8 protein-coding genes are annotated in these 15,170 nt (G+C 62.5%); 3 read left to right on the forward strand and 5 right to left on the reverse strand.

Annotation, left to right across the window (positions count from 1 at the left end):
• Positions 1-4,321, forward strand: a 4,321-nt coding sequence (locus CI807_RS19230; RefSeq protein ID WP_256578542.1) for an amino acid adenylation domain-containing protein, incomplete at its 5' end; no start/stop codon positions are given.
• Between the two features lie 141 nt (positions 4,322-4,462).
• Here CI807_RS19230 and CI807_RS19235 read toward each other — a convergent pair.
• Positions 4,463-6,844 carry a TonB-dependent siderophore receptor gene (locus CI807_RS19235; protein WP_095015764.1) on the reverse strand — a complete coding sequence of 794 codons (2,382 nt, stop codon included), beginning with the start codon at positions 6,842-6,844 and terminating at the stop codon, positions 4,463-4,465.
• Between the two features lie 154 nt (positions 6,845-6,998).
• Positions 6,999-8,651: a cyclic peptide export ABC transporter gene (locus CI807_RS19240; protein WP_095015765.1), complete on the reverse strand. Its 1,653-nt coding sequence runs from the start codon at positions 8,649-8,651 to the stop codon at positions 6,999-7,001.
• 201 nt (positions 8,652-8,852) lie between these two features.
• On the opposite strand from CI807_RS19240, the gene CI807_RS19245 reads away from it, so the two are divergent.
• On the forward strand, positions 8,853-9,680 hold the full coding sequence (locus tag CI807_RS19245; RefSeq protein WP_095015766.1) for a N(5)-hydroxyornithine transformylase PvdF: 828 nt from the start codon (positions 8,853-8,855) through the stop codon (positions 9,678-9,680).
• Between the two features lie 42 nt (positions 9,681-9,722).
• Here the strand turns inward: CI807_RS19245 and CI807_RS19250 are convergent, their stop codons facing one another.
• Genes CI807_RS19250 through pvdM form a run of 3 tightly spaced genes read right to left on the reverse strand, consistent with a single transcriptional unit; the run spans position 9,723 to position 13,260 of the window.
• The gene (locus CI807_RS19250) at positions 9,723-10,583 is read right to left on the reverse strand and encodes a formylglycine-generating enzyme family protein (RefSeq protein WP_095015767.1); all 861 of its coding nucleotides are present in this window, start codon (positions 10,581-10,583) and stop codon (positions 9,723-9,725) included.
• Between the two features lie 34 nt (positions 10,584-10,617).
• Positions 10,618-11,892, reverse strand: a complete 1,275-nt coding sequence (locus CI807_RS19255) for an aminotransferase class V-fold PLP-dependent enzyme (RefSeq protein WP_095015768.1) — start codon at positions 11,890-11,892, stop codon at positions 10,618-10,620.
• A gap of 18 nt (positions 11,893-11,910) precedes the next feature.
• The gene (pvdM, locus tag CI807_RS19260) at positions 11,911-13,260 is read right to left on the reverse strand and encodes a pyoverdine-tailoring dipeptidase-like protein PvdM (protein ID WP_095015769.1); all 1,350 of its coding nucleotides are present in this window, start codon (positions 13,258-13,260) and stop codon (positions 11,911-11,913) included.
• 142 nt (positions 13,261-13,402) lie between these two features.
• On the opposite strand from pvdM, the gene CI807_RS19265 reads away from it, so the two are divergent.
• Positions 13,403-15,031, forward strand: coding sequence for a PvdJ/PvdD/PvdP-like protein (locus CI807_RS19265; RefSeq protein WP_095015770.1), 1,629 nt, complete (start codon positions 13,403-13,405; stop codon positions 15,029-15,031).
• The last annotated feature ends 139 nt before the right edge of the window (positions 15,032-15,170 follow it).

The following is a 15,170-nucleotide window of genomic DNA, read 5'->3' on the forward strand; positions in this document are numbered from 1 at the left end:
GTTCCTGGCGCAGATGCCGCTGACCCCCAACGGAAAGCTTGACCGCAAGGGCCTGCCGCAGCCGGACACCGCGCAGTCGCAAGGCGTCTGGGTTGAGCCGGTCACGCCGTTGCAGCAGCAGGTCGCGGCGATCTGGGCGCAGGTGTTGGGGGCCGAGCGCATCGGCCTGAACGATCACTTCTTCGAGCTGGGCGGGCATTCGTTGCTGGCCATGCAGGTGATCTCGCGCGTGCGTCAACTGCTTGGACGAGAGGTCGCCTTGCGCACCTTGTTCGAGGCGCCGCAGTTGGAAGGCTTTGTGTTGGCCTTGCAGGCTGCGGACCAGACGCTGGCGCCGCCGATGCTGGCGGTCGGGCGTGACCAGCCGTTGGCGCTGTCGTTTGCTCAGGAACGCCAGTGGTTCCTGTGGCAACTGGACCCGCACAGCGCGGCTTACCATATTCCCAGCGTGTTACGCCTGAACGGGCATTTGGACCAACCGGCCTTGCAGCGCAGCTTCGATGCACTGGTGCTGCGTCATGAGAGCTTGCGTACCCAGGTCTACCAGGACGGCGAGCGTGCGGTTCAAGTGATTCGCCCAGCCACTGCGCTGGTGATTGCACGGGCAGATGCCGACGCCGCCCATCTTCAACAGCAGGTCGAAGCCGAAATTGCCCGGCCCTTCGACTTGCAGAGTGGCCCACTGCTGCGCGTCACCTTGCTGCGCCTGACTGACGATGAACATGTGCTGGTGCTGGTGCAGCACCACATCGTGACAGACGGCTGGTCGATGCAAGTGATGGTCGACGAGTTGGTACAGCTATACGGCGCCTACAGCCAGGGCCAGACGCCGCAGTTGCCGGAACTGGCGCTGCAATACGCCGATTACGCGCACTGGCAGCGCCAGTGGATGGCGGCGGGCGAGCGCGAACGTCAATTGGCGTATTGGCAGCAACTGTTAGGCGGCGAACAGCCGGTGCTGGAGCTGCCCACTGCGAACGCGCGGCCGGCGGTGCAAAGCTACCGTGGCGCCAGCCTGCAACTTGAATTGCCGCCCGCGCTGGCGGCCGGGCTCAATGCGCTGGCGCAGCGTGAAGGCGTCACGTTGTTCATGGTGTTGCTGGCGTCTTTCCAGAGTCTGCTGTACCGCTACAGTGGCCAGCAAGACATCCGCGTCGGTGTGCCAATCGCCAACCGCAGCCGGGTTGAGGTGGAACGCCTTGTCGGTTTCTTCGTCAACACTCAGGTATTCAAGGCGGATATCGATGGGCAGCTCTCTGTCGGCCAATTGTTGCAGCAGGTCAAGCGCCGCAGCCTGGACGCCCAGAGCCATCAGGACCTGCCTTTCGAGCAATTGGTGGAGGCCCTGCAACCAGAGCGCAGCCTCAGCCATAACCCGCTGTTCCAGGTGATGTTCAACCACCAGAGTGAGGCGGGGTTGATGACGTCGGGGCAGTCACTGCCCGACTTGCGCGTAGAAGGGCTGGATTGGGGCAGCCAGACTGCGCAGTTCGACCTGAGCCTGGACACCCAGGCTTCGGCGCAGGGTATCCACGCCACCCTGACGTACGCGACCGACCTGTTTGCCCCCGCCGTTCTCGAGTGCATGCTGACCCATTGGCAGAACCTGTTGTGGGGCATGCTGGATGATCCGCAACAGCGGGTCAGCCAGTTGCCGCTGCTGGAGCCTGTCGAACAGCAGGCCCTCGTAAGGCAATGGAATGCCACGGCGCGCGACTATCCACAACAGCCGGTGCATCAATTGATCGAAGCGCAGGTTGTGCAGACTCCGGATGCCCCCGCACTGGTCTTCGCCGCGCAGCGCCTGAGCTATGCCGACTTGAACCGGCGCGCCAACCGTCTGGCCCATCGCTTGATCCAGGCTGGCGTCGGTCCGGACGTGTTGGTCGGATTGGTCGTGGAGCGTTCCATCGAGATGGTGGTCGGCCTGCTCGCCGTGCTCAAGGCCGGCGGTGCCTATGTGCCGCTGGACCCGGATTACCCGCCTGAGCGCCTGGCGTACATGCTTGAAGACAGCGGCGTGAAGCTGCTGTTGACCCAATCCCACTTGCTGGAACAACTACCGCGTGCCGAAGGCATCGAATGCCTGTTGCTGGGCGACTCTGGGTTCGAAGACTTCCCTGACACCAACCCTGACCTTGCGCTGCACGGCGAAAACCTCGCGTATGTGATCTACACCTCCGGGTCCACCGGCCAGCCCAAGGGCGCGGGCAACCGTCATTCGGCGTTGACCAACCGCTTATGCTGGATGCAAGAGGCCTACCACTTGACCCCTCGCGATACGGTGTTGCAGAAGACACCGTTCAGCTTCGACGTGTCAGTGTGGGAGTTCTTCTGGCCGTTGATGACCGGTGCGCGCCTGGTGGTCGCGGCGCCGGGGGATCACCGTGATCCGGCGAAGATGGTGGCGCTGATCAACGCCGAACAGGTGACGACGCTGCACTTTGTGCCTTCGATGCTGCAGGCGTTCATGCAGGACGCGGCAGCCTCCAGTTGCCAGAGCTTGCGCCGCATTGTGTGCAGCGGTGAAGCATTACCGGTGGACGCGCAGCAACAGGTCTTTGCCAAATTGCCTGCGGCCAGCCTTTACAACCTGTACGGGCCGACGGAAGCCGCCATCGACGTGACCCACTGGACCTGCGTCGATGAACAACGCGACACGGTACCCATCGGCCAGCCGATCGCCAATCTGCAGACCTACGTGTTGGATGCCCAGTTGCAAGCGGTGCCCGTCGGCGTGGCGGGCGAGTTGTACTTGGGCGGCCTGGGCTTGGCGCGCGGCTACCACCGCCGTCCCGCGCTGACTGCTGAACGTTTCATTGCCTCGCCGTTCGAGTCGGGGGCGCGCTTGTACCGCACGGGTGACCGTGTGCGCCAGCGCGCCGACGGTGTGATCGAATACCTCGGACGCCTGGATCACCAGGTCAAGTTGCGTGGCCTGCGTATTGAACTGGGTGAAATTGAAGCGCGCATCCTCGAAACCGCTGAAGTCCAGGAGGCGTCGGTGCAGGTGGTCGATGGCAAGCATCTGGTCGGCTACCTGGTGCTGCAAGCGCCCGGTGAGCACTGGCGCGAACCGCTCAGTGCGCACCTTGCGGCGCATTTACCCGACTACATGATTCCGGCGCAGTGGGTGTTGCTGGAACAGATGCCCCTGAGCCCGAACGGCAAACTGGACCGCAAGGCCTTGCCCAAGCCCGACGCGTCTCAGCACCAGCAGGTGTTCCGCGCGCCACACACCGAGCAGGAACAGCGCCTTGCAACGATCTGGGGCGAGGTGTTGGGCGTCGAGCGCGTTGGCCTGGATGACAACTTCTTTGAACTGGGCGGTCACTCGCTGCTGGTGTTGATGCTCAAGGAACGCATCCGCAAGGCCACCGGCAAGACCCTGTCGGTCAGCCAATTGATGCTTAACCCCACGGTCGCAGGGCAGGTGAATTGCCTGGGCAACGGCGCGGGGCAGTCGCTGATCGTCAAGCTCAACAGCCAGACCGAAGGCACGCCGCTGTTCCTGTTCCACCCAAGCTACGGCTCGGTGCATTGCTACAAGGCCATTGGCCTGGCACTGCGCGAGCAGCGGCCGGTGATGGGCGTGATCTGCCGCGCATTGGCCGAGGAGGGTAGCGCCGTACCGAGCTGGCAAGCGATGGTCGAGGACTACACCGGGCAATTGCTCGATGCGTTGCCCGAGGGGCGCTATCGTCTCGCGGGCTGGTCCATGGGCGGTAACCTGGCCATGGAAGTCGCCTACGCCTTGGAACAAGCCGGGCGTGAGGTGGAAGTGGTCGGCTGGATCGATGCCTCGCCGCCTTACTGGCTCAAGGCTTACTGGGACGCAGCGGTGATTGCGGATGACGATGAACTGTCGGTCAACCAGCGCCGCGTTGAGCTGTTGCAGGTGATGTTCCCGGCGTCGAGCCAGCAGATCCACACCGCCTGGTTGGACAGCCAGGCATTCTTCAGTGATGAAGCGCAGCAATGGCAGGCACTGGGCGCCTGGGCTGAAGAGGCGTTGGGCGAGACGTTCCGGGAAATCAAGGCAAGCTTGCTTGAAGGGGATGAAGCGCAGATTTCCTGGGAGCTGGACCGCACCCTGGGCCAGCGGCTCAAGGACGCTGACTTCAAACCGCTCAAGGCGCCGATCCGCTGCTGGTGGGCCGCCGGCAGCCGTGCAGGCCAGCACCGTCAGTTGATTGAAGCGACCATGGAGCAGGTGGTGGGCAGGGCGTGTGTCCAGCAGTCGGTGCTGATCGACTCCACCCACGACCGCATCATCGATAACGCTGCGTTTGTGCAGAGCTTCGCCGATGCGATGAAGTAACGGACGGCAGCAACCCAAGCCCCTGGCCTCTTCTAAGGCCAGGGGCTTTTTTGTGCCGGGTGTACGGGCAGGCGGACACTAAAAAGCCCCTGGTCATTGCGCATGGCCAGGGGCTTGGTTGGAACGGCTAGCGTCTATGCATCAGAAGTTCCAGCGGGTGCTGAGCATGATGTTGCGCGGGTCACCGTAGTAGACCGAATTGTAGAAGCCGATGTTGGTGTAGTACTTCTTGTCGAAGATGTTGTTGACATTGAGGCTGGCCGATACGTTCTCGGTGACCTGGTAACGGGCCATCAGGTCCACCAGCCACAGCGGATCCTGGGAGAATTTATCCTGGCTGCCGGTGGCGTAGTTGTTGGTCAGCACCTTCCAGCCCGTCCCCTGCCAGCGCACGCCGCTGCCCAGGGTCAGCTTGTCCAGGGCGCCGGTCAGCTTGTAGCTGGTGTAGATGTTGACTTGGTCTTCCGGCTCCCAGGTGGAGAGTTTCTCGCCCTGTTTGTCGCGAATGATCTTATGGGTGTAACCCGCCTGCAACTGCCAGCCAGGGGCCAGTTCGCCGGAGATTTCCGCTTCGTAGCCCTTGGTCTTGGCTTCGGTGCCTTTGGACGCGTAGTCAAGGCCTGGGTAGCTGAGGGGAACGTAGTCAAGGTCGTCGATGGGGCGGTTTTTCTCGTGTACTTCGAAGTACGCAAGGCTGGCGTTGAGACGGCCATCGAAGAACTCGCCTTTCAAGCCCAGCTCATAGTTCTTGCCTTCGTCCGGCTCCAGCGGCTTGTTGTTGCGGTCGCGGTAGTCGTCCTGAGGCAGGTAGATCTCGGTGAAGCTGGCATAGGCCGAGAGGTTCTCGGTGAAGTCGTAGGTTAGGCCGGCGTAAGGCACGACCTTGCCGGTGTCCTTGACCTGGCTGGTGCCGCTGACCTCGTAGTTGTTGACTCGGGTACCCAGGATCAGGTGCCAGTCATCGGCCAGGCTGAAGCGGCCGGTGATGTACTGGGCGCTCTGGCGGGTGAGTTCGTCATTGCGCTTGGTCTGTGGGCCACGGTCAGGCTTGGGCGCGTCGCCGTCCCAATCGAAGTAATCGTGGCTGTTGTTGTAGTTGGTGGCGTTGGTGTAGTCGCGGCCCAGCCAGTGGGAGCGCGAGACCGAGGCGCCGACCACCAGTTCATGCTCGCGGCCGAACAGGCTGAAAGGCCCGGTGGCGTACAGGTCGCCGGTGTCGCTGGTGGTCTCGCCATTGTAGGTACGCGTAAGCAGCGAAGCCTTGCCGGTGGCTGCGTTCGGCGCCAGCAGCGCCGACAGCGGAGCCTTGTAGCCATTGATCTGGTGGTTGTACTGCGCCTTGCCAACCCAGCCGTTATCGAACGTATGTTCCAGGGTCGCGAAGCCGGTACGGGTGTACTGGGCCCACTTGCTGTACTTGGCGCCGTTGTTGAACGAACGCGAGGTGCTGATGCGGTTGCCCGCGGAGTCATACAGCGACGCCGCCCCTGACCAGCTGGAACCTTGCGGGTCGCTGTCCTGGTAGTCACCGCCGACGGTCAGCAGGGTATCCGGCGCCAGATCGAATTCCAGGATGCCGTAGTACACGTTGGTCTTGCGCTGGTAGTGATCGAGGAACGAGTGTTTGTCCTGATAGGCCGCCACCGCACGGCCGCGCACGTTGCCGGACTCGGTGAGCGGACCGCTCACATCCACTTCCGAGCGGTAGTTGTCCCAGGAACCGGCGCCCAGGTCGATGTAGCCCTTGAATTCCGAGGTCGGCTTCTTGCGGACCATGTTGATGGTGCCGCCAGGGCCACCGGCGCCGGTCAGCAGGCCGGTCGCGCCCTTGAGGATCTCGACGCGGTCGTAGATCACCGTGTCGGTCAGGGTGTGGCCGGACGAATACTGGGCGTCCTGCAGGATCGGAATACCGTCGTACTGGAAGTTCTGGATGGCAAAGCCACGGGAGAAGTAGCTGGTACGCTCGCTGTCATACGCGGCAACAGTGATGCCGGGGGTGTGGCGCATCACGTCGTCGATCGACTTGAGGTTGAAGTCATCCATGGCCTGGCGGGTCACCACCGAGATCGATTGCGGCGTCTCCCGTGGCGTCAGCACCAGGCGGGTCGCGGTCGCGATGGTCCCGGGCGTATAGGAGCCCGAACCCTCGGTGATGGTGCCGAGCTGGTTGGCGGTCACCTGGGTGGCGCCCAGCTCCAGGGCGGACGAGCGGCCGGCAGTCAGTGTCATCGTGTTGCCTTGCAGGTCGAAGTTCACGCCGGTGCCGGTCAGCAGCGTGGTCATGGCCTGGCCAGGCTGCAACTTGCCCTTGACCTTGTGGCTGCGTTTGCCTTCGACGTCGGTCGGGCTGTACAGCACTTGCAGGTTGGCTTGCTTACCAAATTCTTGAAGAGCGCTACCCAGCGACTGTGCAGGGACATCCAGCTCGATCTCCTGCGCCTGAACATAACCGGCGACTGGCAGCGTCAGCGCAACGGCAATCGCGCCAGGTAGCACGTGGGTGTTCAAGAGGCGGCGCATGGAGAGTGCCTTGCTCAAGGGACTCAGACCAAATGTTGCTGGCATGGGTGAATTCTCTTCTAGGTATTTAGTGGGCAGATTTTAAGTATTTGTTGGGGTTGGTTCTCATTACCACTAGTGAGACGTTCCTACCTGCAGAAACCGGAAAAGAAATTCACGCCGGTTCCATTTCGTGCACCACTTGGCCGGCGCGCAGGCGCACCAACTGGTCGGCGATGTCGAAATAGCGGTCGTCGTGGCTGATCACGATGATGGTCTTGCCCAGGCGCTTGAGGTCCGGCAGCAACTCGGTATAGAAAACGCGGCGGAAGGCCGGGTCCTGGTCGGCGGCCCATTCGTCGAACACCAGCACCGGGCGTTCTTCCAACCAGGCGTTGACCAGGGCCAGGCGCTTGCGCTGGCCGGTGGACAGGTCGGTGGTGCTGAACACACCGTCCTTGACGCTGACCTTGTGCGCGATTTCCAGGCGCTCCAGGTACTTGGTCGCGCTGTCCAGTGACTGGGTGGCGCTGCCTTGGACCAGGTCATCGAACAGGTAATAGTCAGCAAACACCGTGGTGAACAACTGGCGGTAGTCGTCGCGCGCCGGATCGGTCACGGTTTCGCCATTGAGGCGGATTTCCCCGGCCTGGGGTTGGTAGAGGCCCAGCAACAGCTTGATCAGGGTGGTTTTGCCACAGCCGTTCTCGCCTACGATAAACACGATGTCGCCCTGCTTGATGCTCAGGTTGATCGGCCCAAGGTGGAACGGTTGGCTGCCTTCCACCGGCGGCGGGCTGTAGCTCACGCCGCGCAATTCCAAGCTGTTGACCATTGGCGTGGGGGCTTCGCTGCCATCCATCAGCAGATGGGGTTCAGGCGACGAGAAACGGTCGGACAATTCGGTGATGCGCGCAAAGGCAATCCGCGCCTTGCCGATGATCGGCAAGTAACCCACCACGTGCTCCAACGGGCCTTTCATGTACAACAGCACCAGTACGAAGCCGGTGATCACCGCCGGGTCCGGGTTGGGGCTGTAGGCCTGCATCGCCAGGGCCAGGCCGATGACCACGAAAAACAGCATCGAGCCGAAGGTTTTGGCGACGATGTAGATGTTCACCGAACGCACCTGGATATCGCTGATCCGGTCGGCGGTTTCCTGGATGCGGTGGGTGTTCATGCGGTAGCGGCGGGGCCGGTGGATGCGCAATTCCTTGGCGCCCGAGGCGATTGCGGAATAGTAGCGTTGCAGCTCGTCTTCCTGGTCGCGGGCCTCATCGAAACCGCGAATGCCCTTGGCACCGGCGATGAATTGCACGCTGCTGCCAATGATGATGGCGACCACCATCATCAGGAACATCGGCACCGACAGGTAGGCCAGATAGCCCAGGCAGCCCAGGGTCACCGTCGTTGCGATGGCCAGCGGAGTGAACGCGAAGGAAAAGTCACTGATGGTGTCGACGTCATGGGTCAGCACCGGAATCAGGCGGTGGGAGCGGTACTGTTCGATCTGTTCGATGGGCGCCGACAGCACCTTTTCACCCAGGTCCTTGCGCAGGGCCGCGATAATTCGCTGGCCGACGTAGTTGGTGCCGATATCCGAGACGATCGAGCTGGTCAGGGCCAACAGGCACAGCGCCGCAAACGTCAGGATCACCCCCTGCGTCATCCCGGTCGTAGAGTGCAGGGCGTTATTGATCGTCGCCAGCAGCAACGTGATGGCCAGGCCGCCGGCCATGCCCAGGGCGACGGAGGCCGTCACGATGGTGCGAAAAGGCCTGAGCAATGCGAGCAGACCGTTGAAGGCGCCGCGCTTGGGGTCGGTCATAAATACTTCCCGGAAAGTGAAAAAAGAGGGGGCTGGGCACACAGACCCTTACCCATGACAAACGAAGGATTGGCGCGACTATTTAGCTCGGTGTGCCGGGCGGTGGCGGGTGTGGATAAATTGCACGGGGGCTGGTTCGTTCTTGTGGTGTAGGCGCACGCGTATGAGTGCGTGCCTGATCTATCCAGCGAGAGCGAAACAATGACGAAAAGGAATCTGGTGTACGTGTGGTCCCTGCGCAATGCCGCGGCCGACAAGGCCGGGCAGCCGGTGGCCTACAAGGACCATGAACGCTACATGATGTCGGTGCTGGAATCCCTGGTGGGGGCGCTGAACGACACGCCGCTGGGCGAGGCCTACAACCTGGTGGGCGTGGTGTATGACGATGACGAGCAGAACCCGCGGGATCAGCAATTGGTGGCCGACTACGGTTTTGCCTACCAGCCGGGTCGCCAGTGGCTGTATCCGGCCGATCTGCGCGTGCAGGGGCGCCTGGTCAATGACTTGCTGCTGAGCGTGCCGTCGACTTATCGACGCCTGTCACGGGGCAGTGCGGAACATATCGCCGGCAAGCAGGATTTCGAACGCCGCCTGCATGACACACTGGTGGAGTTGAAGGCTGATATCGTGGTGCTGGACGGTCTGCTGGTGATCCTGGATGAGCTGGTGCGCCCCGGTGCGCCGTTTGCCCGGCGCATCATGAACATCCATCCGGGCATTACCCGTATTGAATCGCCGTACGAGCGCCGGGGTGCCTACGCCACCTGGAACGCCTTGTATGGCGCACGTGGTCTGACGGTTACGGATTGGGCGACCAAGGCCACCACGCCTTCGGAGCCGCTGTACCTCACCGGTGCCTCGTTCCACTACGTCGACAACGGCATCGATTCGGGTGAAGTGTTCCACGACGTGCTCAAGACCGAGATCACGCCGGAAGACACCATCCTTGAGTTGCGCTGGAACAACTTCAACAACAGCCTGTTCCCGGCGTTGCATGAGGGGTTGGCGTTGTTGGCTAAACACGCCTGAGTCGAAGGGTTGCCGGAACCCACGGTTCCGGCAACCCATGGATTACAGGTCGCGCACTACGCGGAACCCAATCCAATCCCCCCGCGTTTGCGGATAGATGGTGTTGCGATTCCCCGAGCGCGAAAACACCGGCGCTTCACCCCAGTCATTACCCCGGATCATGTAGCCCTCGCAGTTAGGCTCCACCCACGCGCTGCCATCGGTAGGCGCGCCGATGTAGTTGGGGTGCTCGCAGTCGGCCACTCGCTCATAGACGTTGCCATGCATGTCGTACATGCCAAACGCATTCGGCGGGTAACTGCCGACCGGCGACGAGTAGCTGTAGCCATCGGCTGGGCCATAGGTGTTGGCATGCTTGGTGATGCTGTAGTCCTTGCCTTCATCGAACGGGAAGGGGAACGGCCCGGTAGAGCCGGCGCGTGCGGCGTACTCACGCTGGGACTCGCTGACCATGTGGTACTGCTGGCCGGTCTTTTTTGACAGCCAGGCCACATAGCTTTTGATGTCGTCCATGTCCATGCACACCGCCGGCTGGCGCGGGCCTTGGGGATAGCGTGGCTTGCTGGCGATGCATTCACGACCGGGGCGGGTGTCGCCATCGGCGATCTTCACGCCGGTCTGGCGCACGTAGCTGTCCCATTCGCCGGCGGTGATATGGAAGCGGCTCATGGCGAACGGCTTGGCGAAGGTCACCTCATGCATCGGGCCTTCATCCGGCTCGCGGCCGACTTCATCCTCGGGCGTGCCCATGGTGAAGGTGCCGGCGGGCAGCACCACCATTTCCGGGCAGTCCTTGCAATCCTTGAACACCTTGCCGGGTTGCGGCGCGGCGGCCTGGGCCAGGTTGGGCAGCAAGGCGCCGCACAGGGCGGTGAGCGCCAGGGCCGTGAGGGGTTTGTTCATGTGGGCCTCTCATTCAAAGGGGAAAAGGTGTGCGTCACGCCCGCTGGCTCAGCAAGGTCATGAAGCGCTGGATCTCGGCGGAGGAATTGAGCAGGCCGGGGGCGGTGCGGATCACCGGGCCGACATCGCGGTCCACCGCGTCGATCACCACGCGGTTTTTCATCATGTAGGCCGCCACGGCATCACTGTCCTGGCCTTTGACGCGGAAGAAAGTGAAACCAGCCGACAGTTCAGGGCTGTGCGGGGTGACCAGTTCGATCTTCGGGTGGGCCAGCAATTGCTCTTTCAGTTCGGTATTGAGTGCGTGAATCCGCGCCTGCACCTGCGCCTTGCCCAGTTGCAGGTGCAGCTTGAAGGCCTCGTCCGCCGCCCAGCGATGCTCGAAGGCGTGGTAGCCACCCGGGGTCATGCTGGTGGCGAAGTCCTTGTCTTCGGAAAAGGTCGGTACCATCGGTGTCACATACTTGTTTTGCGGGTCGCGGGCGCAAACGAGGCCGGTGCCGCGCGGGCCGAACATCCACTTGTGAGTGCCGGCGATGAAAAAGTCGCAGTGCATGTCCGGGAAATCGAGGTTTTCCACGCCGAATCCGTGCACGCCATCCACCACATAGAGGATGCGGTCCTTGTCGTCACGGTTGCGGTTGTGTTCATCCACCAGCTTGCCGATCTCGCCGATAGGCAGCTTCACGCCGCTGCCGGACTGCACCCATGTCATGCCGAGTACGCGGGTGTTGGGGCGGATATTGCGCTGGATGTTGCCCAGCACCTCGTCGGCCGATACGCGGTTGGCGTTGTCGAACAGGCGAATCTTGCGGACCTGGGTCTGCTCCTTGCGCACCCGGAAATCCAGGCTGAACTCGGTGGCATAGTGTTCGTGGACGGTGGTGAGGATCTCCTGGTCAGGCCGTACCTTGATCCCGCCATAAATCATCGCCAAGCCTTCGGACGTACTGCCGGTCAGGGCGATTTGCGGTGGGGTGGCCCTCAGGTAACGGCCGGCCCATTCGCGCACCTGGCCTTCGCGCTTCCAGGTTTCCTGCAGGTCCCAGTCCATGGCCAGCCCTGGGTTGCGGTCGATCTGCGCGCGGTAGCGCTCGATGGCCTCGCGCACCGGCTTGGGGTGGGTTGCCACCAGGAAGTTGGAAAAGTGCAGGTAGTCCGGGTCCTGGTTGAACAGTTGCTTGAGTCCCGTCCATGGGTCATCGGTGGTTGCGTTGGCGGCGATGGCCTGCGGAAGCAGGGCGGCGCCCAGTGGCAGGCTTGCGGCAAGTACACCTGCCTGCTTGAGAAAGGTACGGCGGTCGGTCATGGACGGGCTTCTGGATGATTAACGGTTGGCCAAGGGCTTGGCAGATTTTTGGACCTGGTCCCATACGCGCAGGAAGTTGCCTCCCCAAAGCTTGGCGATATCGGCTTCGGAGTAACCGCGCTGGATCAGCTCGGCGGTGACGTTGCGTATTTCGCCGACGTTGTTCCAGCCCTGGACACCGCCGCCATCGTTGAAGTCCGACGACAGGCCGACATGGTCGATGCCGATCTTGCGCACGGTGTAGTCGATGGCATCGCCCAGGTCCTTTAGGGTGGCCTTCGGTTCTTCATCGAGGATGCCGTACAGCGCACTGGCGTACTCGCCGAACCTGTGTTCCGGCCAGGCGGCAATGATCGCGTCGCCCGGCATCAGGGCCACGGCCAGGTTGGGCAGCGGCGGCAGGTCGAAGCGAGCGCGCAGGGCGTTGAGCTTGTCCTGGGTCGGCTGGCTCAGCGGGCGCAGGTAGGCGGAGAAGCCGACGATCTGCACCACGCCGCCACTGTTCTTGATCAGTTGCAGCTCTTTGTCGCTCAGGTTGCGCGGGATATCCACGGAGGCGCGCGGCGCCGAATGGGACGCCACCATCGGCGTGCGGCTCAATTGCGCCACTTGCTCCAGCGCCTTGGTCGACATTTGCGACACATCGATGATCACCCCCAGGTCATTGAGGCGGTGCACCGCTTGTTTGCCGATGTCCGACAGGCCATCAAGGGCGTCGGTGGAATCATTGAAAAACGGCAACGGCCGCGATGAGTCCGACCAGGCGTTATTGCCCACATAGCTGAAGCCGAACATGCGCATGCCGCGCGCCGCCCACAGGTCCAACTGGTTCAAGTCGTTGCCCAGCGGATAGGCGTTGAGCATGCTGATAAAGATCGCAAACTTGCCCTCGCCATGCAGGCGCCGGAAGTCATCCGGGGTGTAGGCGATGGCGACCTGATTAGGGAAGTCGCGCACCATGCCGCTGATAATCTTGTAGCGCACTTCCTGCTCGTTGCGCGCGGCCTCGACAAAACCGTCGGTGGGTTTGTGCGGGGCGTTGGGGCCGTTCCAGATTTCCGGCCAGCCGAAGATGGTCAAGGCTGCGCCGGACAAGCGCCCGCGTGCCGCCTTGACCAGGTCGAACTGGCCTTCGCCGTCCTTGTCCGCCTCGTTGCCGGCGGTGCCGAAATCCACGGGCACGGTGATATGGCTGTCGAACGACAGCAGCCGGTCCTGCATTTCGTTGGCCTGCTTGATCACCGCCAGCGGGTAACCGGCATTGCCCTTGAACCAGTGATCCCAGACCAGGAAACCGGCCCCGGCACCGATGGCCAGTGCCAGCGGCAGGCCGATGTACAGCGCCTTTTTCGAACGTGGTTTTGTCATTGCCATCTCAGTCAGTTGAGGCCTTCGCTATCAGGGAAGAACGAGTGATCGGCGGCAAAATTTAGGCGGCGAGGGCGCCTCGGTAAATTTCCCCGGCAGGCAATCGTTCTAGCTCTGATAAAGCCGTTTCCTAAGGTAGACAATGACCATCTCTCGACGTGGGTTCATCGCAGGCCTGGCGCTGACAGGCGCTGCCGTGCCTGCCGCTTTCTATGCCCATCGCGAGTTGACGCGCGAAGAAGAATTCCCCATCACCCCCGGCGAAGCCACGGTGGACTTGGCCGACACCGCCGGCCAGCACCTGGCGAACACCCTGCGTGGGGTGTGGGACCTGCGCCTGGAGGGCCGCGACGCCGGCCTCAAAGGACTGCCACTGCAAGATTTGCAACTGCTGCTCGACATCGCGCCCCGTGGACGCGGTTTGCGCGGTTACCTGGACACTGCCGCCCACCTGCGCGCCGAAGAAGGCGAGCCGCGTTACCGTGTGCTGGGTGACCTGCTGACGGGGGAGGGCGCTGTGCTCTACTGGCGCCTGATCGACCGTGATTCGGCCGACGGTACACCCGCCTATGAATTCAAGATGACTCTTGATGAGGTCTGGGCGGCCTTTGCCAACGCTGGCAGCAGCACCCTCAGTGGGCAGATCCTCGACCTCGATCGGCCACTTGCATGGATTGAGCGCGATAATCGCTTCATCGCCCACAAACAGTGGTTCCCTGAAGCCCGCCAACGCATCGGTCTCAACCCGACCTTGCTGGCCTGGCTGATCGCGCCCGAACACCGCCTGTTCCACCAACTGTGGCACGCCACCCGTGACCAGTGGCACAAACTCTCCGAGGAAAAACGCGACGCCTTGCGTGGTATTGGCTGGCAACCCGGCCCACGCGGCCAGGAACGCGATGCCCGGGGTAAACGCAAGGACCGCAACGGCTCGGGTATCGACTTCTTCTTCATGCACCGCCACATGCTCGGCACCGCGCGCTCCATGCAGGATCTGCCCTCGTGGCCGCAATTCCCTGAGCCGCAACCGGCCTTGGAACGCGACCGCCTGGGCTTTCTGCGTTACTTCGACAACCACGACGGCTTCGCGCTGCCGCCCACCTGGTCGGCATCGGACGACACCGAGTACACCCAGTGGGTCAGCGACATCAAGGCCGCCGAGACCTATCACAGCAACTTCCAGGTGTGGGAGTCCCAATACCGCGACCCGCGCTACCTGGCCAAATTCACCCTGGGCCAGTTGGGCTCCGAAATGGAGCTGGGCCTGCACGACTGGCTGCACATGCGTTGGGCCTCCGTGCCGCGCGACCCCTCCAACGGCGCCCCCGTGCCCATGGCCCGTGACCCTGCCGACTTTGCTGCGCGCTGGTATGCGGCGGAAAACGACTTTCTCGGCGACCCGTTCTCATCCCATGTCAATCCGGTGTTCTGGCATTTCCACGGCTGGATCGACGATCGCATCGAAGACTGGTTTCGCGCCCATGAGCGCTTCAATCCGGGCGAAGTCCAGCGCTTGCAAGTCAACGGCGTGGCCTGGTTCGCACCGGGCCGTTGGGTGGAAGTCGGCGACCCTTGGCTGGGCCCGGATACCCATGGTTGCAGCACCACGCCGGGGTTGCAGGTGGGCAAGTCGATGGAGATGGACCCGGAGGTCATGAAGCTGGCCCTGCGTATTACCTTTGGCGAAGACGAAAACAGCCTGCAGGGCTTATTCAAGCGCGTGCCGAAGCGGCCGTGGTATGCGCGTCACCTGAAGCTGAAAACCCCTTGAATGGGGCTGTGGTGGGCGAACCCACCACAGATTGAACCAACCCAGTTCCTCCTTGTCCCCGCTTCCCATGTCACCCCCCGCCTGCCAAATCCCTTAATTTTCCAAGCCTGCCGGAAGCCTCTCCAGGCCCCCGGCTGCG

Source organism: Pseudomonas sp. NS1(2017), assembly GCF_002269425.1.
Lineage (GTDB): Bacteria > Pseudomonadota > Gammaproteobacteria > Pseudomonadales > Pseudomonadaceae > Aquipseudomonas > Aquipseudomonas reactans.